4 protein-coding genes and 2 pseudogenes are annotated in these 6,066 nt (G+C 65.3%); 3 read left to right on the top strand and 3 right to left on the bottom strand.

Features of this window, described 5'->3' with window-relative positions; all coding sequences use genetic code 11:
- Positions 1–432: pseudogene (locus tag A9X01_RS32340) on the top strand (hypothetical protein); the annotation flags it as partial.
- Positions 433–521: 89 nt separating this feature from the next.
- On the opposite strand, the pseudogene A9X01_RS32335 reads toward A9X01_RS32340, so the two are convergent.
- The 3 genes and pseudogenes from A9X01_RS32335 to A9X01_RS28105 form a co-directional block, all read right to left on the bottom strand.
- Positions 522–1,142, bottom strand: a pseudogene (locus tag A9X01_RS32335) (DUF222 domain-containing protein); the annotation flags it as partial.
- 140 nt (positions 1,143–1,282) lie between these two features.
- A complete protein-coding gene (locus A9X01_RS28110; RefSeq protein ID WP_065123850.1) occupies positions 1,283–2,497 on the bottom strand; it encodes a CaiB/BaiF CoA transferase family protein in 1,215 nt (404 codons plus the stop codon).
- 26 nt (positions 2,498–2,523) lie between these two features.
- A complete protein-coding gene (locus tag A9X01_RS28105) occupies positions 2,524–3,711 on the bottom strand; it encodes a cytochrome P450 (protein ID WP_065123847.1) in 1,188 nt (395 codons plus the stop codon).
- Positions 3,712–3,957: 246 nt separating this feature from the next.
- On the opposite strand from A9X01_RS28105, the gene A9X01_RS28100 reads away from it, so the two are divergent.
- Together A9X01_RS28100 and A9X01_RS28095 are read left to right on the top strand one after the other, a co-directional pair.
- Entirely contained in the window at positions 3,958–4,821 is an 864-nt protein-coding gene (locus A9X01_RS28100) for an enoyl-CoA hydratase (RefSeq protein WP_065123846.1), read from the top strand.
- Between the two features lie 31 nt (positions 4,822–4,852).
- Entirely contained in the window at positions 4,853–6,064 is a 1,212-nt protein-coding gene (locus A9X01_RS28095) for an amidohydrolase family protein (protein WP_065123845.1), read from the top strand.
- The last annotated feature ends 2 nt before the right edge of the window (positions 6,065–6,066 follow it).

Genomic DNA, 6,066 nt, shown 5'->3' with positions numbered 1-6,066 from the left:
AGTGCGGGTCCAAACCCGCTGACCGCTGGTGGTTTAGGCGGTGAGGGTGGTCATGGCGGCGGTGCCGGGGCCGGCGGAGCCGGCGGTCAGGGCGGTTGGTTGTACGGCAACGGTGGGGCCGGCGGTGCCGGCGGAACCGCGACCACACCCGGCGGCGCCGGAGGTTTTGGCGGCACTGGCGGGTCCGCCGGGCTATTCGGAGCGGGCGGTGCTGGTGGTAGCGGTGGTTCCGGCGCTGACGCTGTCGCTGGCGGGGGTGTCGCCGGAGCGGGCGGCGCCGGTGGTGCGGGCGGGCGTCTATACGGCGACGGCGGCGCGGGTGGCGCCGGTGGTAATGGCGGAAGCGTGCCAGGTGTTGACGGCAGCGGAGTAGGTAAAGATGCCGGGGCCGGTGGGGCCGGGGGACACGGCGGTGCCAGCGGCCTGATCGGAAACGGTGGAGCCGGCGGTGCCGGCCCATCACCGGGGGCCTGGCAGGTGCAGGCTAGGTGGGTGCCGTCGGCGGCCAGGGCGCCGAGGGCATCGGCGCGGCGTTGGCCCTGGGTGCGGGGGTCGGCGCTGCAGACGTCGCGGGCCATGTCTTGCAGGCGGCGGTCGAGCAGGGCGGCGTCGAGGGCGGACAGGGTGCCCCAGATGGTGGCGGTGCCGGTGTTGTTGGTGGCGGGGGTGATGATGACGTCGCGGCCGCGCATGGCGGTGCGGGTGCGGCGTGCGGCGGCGGGGTCGTGGCGGGTGATCAGGGCGTCGATGGCGGTGGCGGTCTTGGCCGCGGACAGGGGGCCGTAGCGGGTGGCGTCGGCGGCCAGGGCGGTATCGACGCGGGCCAGGATGGCGGGGTCTTTGATGAGGTCGGTGTGCCAGACGATGGTGCGGGCCAGGTCCACGGTGATGGTGCCGGCGGCCAGCAGGGCCTGAATTTTGGGGAGTCGGTTGCGCAGGGCGCAGGCCAGATACATCTGGGCCGAGGCTTTGGCGTGGCTGATGTGGTGGGCGGCTGCGACTTGGGCGGCCAGCATGTCCCAGTTGTCACAGGACCAGCGGGCGCTGTCGGGGGGTCCGTCACCGTGGCGGGCGACCAGTTCGGCGATCGCGCTCAACCGCCCGGCGGCGGCGATCGATTCCGCGGCTGCGCCGGCGACCATGGCATCCACCAGGCCCGCATCATCCACGCCGTCGAACATAGGTTCGATGCTAGTGACGGGGCGCCGTTGGAGCCCCGGCCAAACCGCAATCTGTGGACAAACCCCCAACTGTGGACAAGTGCAAGACGCGCGCCCAAACGTCAGGCGATAGCCCCCGCCTCCTTGAGCTCCGCGATCCGATCCCAATCCATCCCAAGCTCCATCAACACGATCTCCGTGTGCTCGGAGGCCTGTGGCGACCGCGTCGTCTCCAGCGGCTCATGGTTGAACTGAACCGGCCCACGAACCACCCGGAACGGCGCCCCGCCGCTGACCACCTCAACCTCGGCGATCATGTCGTTGGCAATCGCCTGCTCGTCGGTGGCCAGGTCGAGCAGGCTCTGGAACGGAGCCCACTGCCCGCGCATCGTCTTCAGGTGCTGACGCCAATATTCAAATGGTCTGGCGGCGAACGCCTCAGCAATCAACTCCGCTGCCGCGTCGGCGTTCTGGATCAGCGGCAACACCTCGGAGAAGCGCGGGTCGTCGGCGGCGTCGGGAATGCCGAGGTGTTCGAAGGTGTCGCGGATCAGGCCGGTCGGGCTGATGATGCACAGGTTGATGGTGCCGCCGTCAGAGGTCAGATAGTTGGCCATGAACGGATTTACCGACGGGGCAAGGGATCCCGGCATATGCGAACGCATCACCTCGCCGGTCTCCATTCCTTGGGTCACGCTCGCGCCGGCCGCCCACCACGCGGTGCTCAGCAACGACACGTCCAGCTCGACGGCTTCACCGGTACGTTCCCGATGCAACAGCGCAGCCGAGATGCCCCCGGCGATGAACATGCCGCCAATGGAATCCCCGAACGCGGGAATGCCTTGTCCCAGCGCACCGCCGAGCTCCGCGGGGGTCAACGAGTGGCCCACGCCGCTGCGGGTCCAGAACGCGGTGCCGTCGTAGCCGCCCACGTCGCGTTCGGGTCCCTTGTCGCCGTAGGCCGAGCCACGGGCATAGACGATGTCGGGATTCGCCGCGCGGATGTGCTCGACGTCGAACTTGTTCTTCTGGCGCTGCGCCGGCATGTAATTTGTCAAGAACACATCGGAACTCTTGGCCAGCTCGTAGATCACTTCCTGTCCGCCGGGCGTGGAGATATCAATCCCCACACTGCGTTTGCCCCGATTGGGATGCTCCATCAGGGGATGACGCTCGGGGTCGACTTGGATGCCGCCCATGTTGAGAAACCCGCGCTGGGTGTCGCCGCGCAACGGGTGCTCGACCTTGATGACGTCGGCGCCCCAGTCGGCGAGGATGGCTCCGGCCGCGGGGACGAAGGTGAACTGCGCAACCTCGAGGACGCGAATCCCCGCCATCACCTTGATCGTCATGTGGCCTCCCGTCACATCGAGTTGAACGTTACCGGCAATGCGGTGGGGGAACGGAATGGCTGGCCGTGGATGTGGGGATCGTCATCGGTGATCAACTCGATGTCGGTCAACCGATCCAGTAGGCACTCCAGCGCCACCCGGGTCTCCAAACGTGCCAGATGCAGTCCCAGGCAGGTGTGTTCACCGGCGGCGAATGATATGTGCGGCAGCGGTTTCCGGAAAATGTCAAACTCCTCGGGCCGTTCCCAGCGCCGCTCGTCGCGATTGGCCGAGCCGATGCAGACGCTGACCATAGCTCGCGACGGAATCGTCACACCCTCCAGCTCGGCCGCGGCGGTGGTGAACCGCTGCACCGTGGTCAGGGGCGTCTCGTAGCGCAGCCCTTCCTCGATAGCCTGCGGGATGAGTTCGCGATTGGCCCGCACGGCAGCGAACTGGTCAGGGTGGGTGAGCAACAGATACAGCAGGTTTCCCGACGAGCGGTAGGTGGTCTCCAATCCAGCCGGAAGTAACAGCCGCAGGAACGAGTAGATGGCTTCGTCGCTCAGTCTCTCGCCACCGATCTCCGCGGTCACCAGATCGCCGATGATGTCCTGGGTTGGCTCCGACCGGCGCCGCTCGATCTGGGCGAGGAAGTAGTCCTTCAGTGCCGCGGACGCTTCGAAGGCCCGCTCGTAGTTGACGTGGTAACTGATCAGCTGCTCCGCACGCTTGCGGAACATCGGTAAGTCTTCGGCGGGCAGGCCCAGCAATTGCGCAATGATCCGGGTCGGGAATTCAAAGGTGAAGTCTCGCACCAGGTCCGCATGACCGCGCGCGATGAAGTTGTCGATCAAGGCGGCACAGGTGGGCCGCACGATCGTCGGTTCCCACCGCGTCAACGCCTTGGACTTGAACGCGGCCGACACGAGATTGCGGTGCTCCCGATGTTGCGTGCCGTCCATCGCCAAAATCGTCGGACCCATGAACGTCCCGATGGTCTTGTCGTAGAACCTCGACGTGAACACCTGGCCGTTGCGCAATACCGTGTTGACCGCGTGGAACGAAACCGCCGAGTATTCGCACCTGGGCCGGAAGGCCTCCGGAGTCTTGGAGTAGTCCATCACGGTGCCCTCGAACACGCCGCAATCGCGACGGCGTCGAGCGAAGAACGGGTACGGGTCACGCAGCTCAACCTGCTCGTGGACTTGACCTGTCACCTGGCTCCCCGGCGGCTCAACAGCACTAAAAGAAGATCCGCATGAGCCTACGGTAACGAATACAGTAGGCAAAGCATGATGGGCTTGCCGACCGTCCCCGAAGACCCGGGTGATCAGGCCTTCCTGCCCATTCGGTCAGCCTGGCCCAACATTGCAGAAAGCAGTACCGATAGGTATACAGTATCTACTACGCGCCCTGCTGCGGCGGATGTTGCGCGAGCTTTGCACGATTGAGGGGACGGTCTGATGAGCACCGACGGCAGCGCGGTTGCCGAACGGCCGACCGCGCCGGGGGACCCGGTGCTGTACGACGTCTCGCCGCCCGGCGTCGCGCTGATCACGCTGAACCGCCCGGAGCGCCGGAACGCGTGGGGCGGGGCGCTGACGTCGATGTTCTTCCGCTGCTTGGAAACCGCGGACGCCGACCGCCGCGTGCGCGTCATCGTGATCACTGGCAACGGCCGGGCGTTCTGCGTGGGCGCGGACATGGGCGATCTGGATTCCATCTCGTCGACGACGGTCGAGTCGGCGAGCCAGACCGACGTCACCGCGCTGGTGGCCGAGAAGCACCCGTATTTTCTGACCCAATTGCGCAAGCCGGTGATCGCCGCGATCAACGGGTCGATCGCAGGCATCGGCTTGGCGTTGGCGCTGATGGCCGATATCCGCTTCGCCGCTGCCGGGGCGAAGTTCACCACTTCGTTCGCGCGGCGGGGACTGGTTGCCGAGTACGGCATCTCGTGGATCCTGCCGCGGCTGGTCGGCTGGGGTGCCGCCGTCGACCTGCTGATTTCCGGTCGCACCTTCACGGCCGAGGAGGCGGCCGAACTGGGCCTGGTCAAGCAGGTGGTGCCGGGCGAGCACTTACTCGACGCGGCGTTGGCCTACGCCGAAGACATCGCGGAAAACTGCGCGCCCAGTTCACTGGCGGTGATGAAACGACAGCTCTACGCCGACGCGGGTCTGCCGATCGTCGAGACGAGCCACACCGCCGAGCGATTGATGCACGAATCCATGACCCGTTCGGACTTCATCGAAGGCATCACCGCCTTCTTCGAGAAGCGCCCGCCACGATTTCCGCCACTGACCTCGCACAGCGACGACACTTAAGGGAACCGGCAGATTTGAGAGGACGTCCGCGATGACGACGCTGGATTACCAGGCGATTGACGTCGACAACCACTACTACGAACCGATCGACTCGTTCACTCGGCACCTGCCGAAGGAGTTCAAACGCCGCGGCGTGCAGATGCTGAACGACGGCAAGCGGACCTGGGCGGTGATCGGCGAACGTATCAATCAGTTCATCCCGAACCCGACCTTCGACCCCATCATCGAACCGGGATGTCTGGATCTGCTGTTTCGCGGGGAGATCCCGGAAGGTGTCGATCCGGCGTCCTTGATGAAGGTCGACCGGTTGGGGAACCATCCCGAATACCAGAACCGGGATGCCCGAGTGAAAGTCATGGACACCCAGAACCTCCAAACCGTGTTCATGCTGCCCACTTTCGCCTGCGGTGTGGAGGAAGCCCTCAAGTCCGACATCGACGCCACCATGGCCTCGCTACACGCCTTCAATCTCTGGCTCGACGAGGACTGGGGTTTCGACCGTCCAGATCACCGGATCATCGCGGCGCCGATCATCTCGCTGGCTGATCCGGTCAAAGCGGTCGAGGAGGTCGAGTTCGTCTTGGGCAGAGGCGCCAAAATGGTGCTCGTGCGTCCCGCTCCGGTGCCCGGCTTGGTCAAGCCGCGGTCGCTGGGCGACCCGGTGCATGACCCGGTGTGGGCTCGACTCGCCGAAGCCGGTGTGCCCGTTGGCTTCCACCTGAGTGACAGCGGTTACCTGGCGATCAATGCGCTGTGGGGCGGCAAGGCCACGTTCGAGGGGTTCGGCAAGAAGGATCCGCTCGACCAGGTGCTGCTGGATGACCGGGCGATCCACGACTCGATGGCCTCGATGATCGTGCATCAGGTTTTCACTCGTCACCCGAAATTGAAGGTCGCGAGCATCGAGAACGGTTCGTACTTCGTCTACCGATTGATCAAGCGACTCAAGAAAGCCGCCAACACCGCCCCCTATCACTTCAAGGAGGACCCGGTGGCGCAACTGAGGAACAACGTCTGGATCGCCCCGTATTACGAGGACGATGTGAAGCTGCTTGCGGAGACGATCGGCGTGGAGAAGATCCTGTTCGGCTCCGACTGGCCACACGGCGAGGGGCTGGCCGATCCGATGGCTTTCACTGCCGACATTCCGCAGTTCCCGGAGTTCAGCGCCGAAGACACCCGTAAAGTCATGCGCGACAACGCGCTTGACCTGCTGGGTGCGAATATCACTGCGTCGGTATAGCG

This window comes from Mycobacterium asiaticum (genome assembly GCF_001668675.1).
Classification (GTDB): domain Bacteria; phylum Actinomycetota; class Actinomycetes; order Mycobacteriales; family Mycobacteriaceae; genus Mycobacterium; species Mycobacterium asiaticum_D.
Note: the sequence above shows the minus strand (reverse complement) of the source record. Positions and strands in the feature narration are given on the sequence as shown.

Excerpts from the sequence above, each read along its gene's own strand:
- A9X01_RS28110 (WP_065123850.1), bottom strand. The coding sequence starts at position 2,497 with ATGGCGGGGATTCGCGTCCTCGAGGTTGCGCAGTTCACCTTCGTCCCC.
- A9X01_RS28100 (WP_065123846.1), top strand. The coding sequence starts at position 3,958 with ATGAGCACCGACGGCAGCGCGGTTGCCGAACGGCCGACCGCGCCGGGG.
- A9X01_RS28095 (WP_065123845.1), top strand. The coding sequence starts at position 4,853 with ATGACGACGCTGGATTACCAGGCGATTGACGTCGACAACCACTACTAC.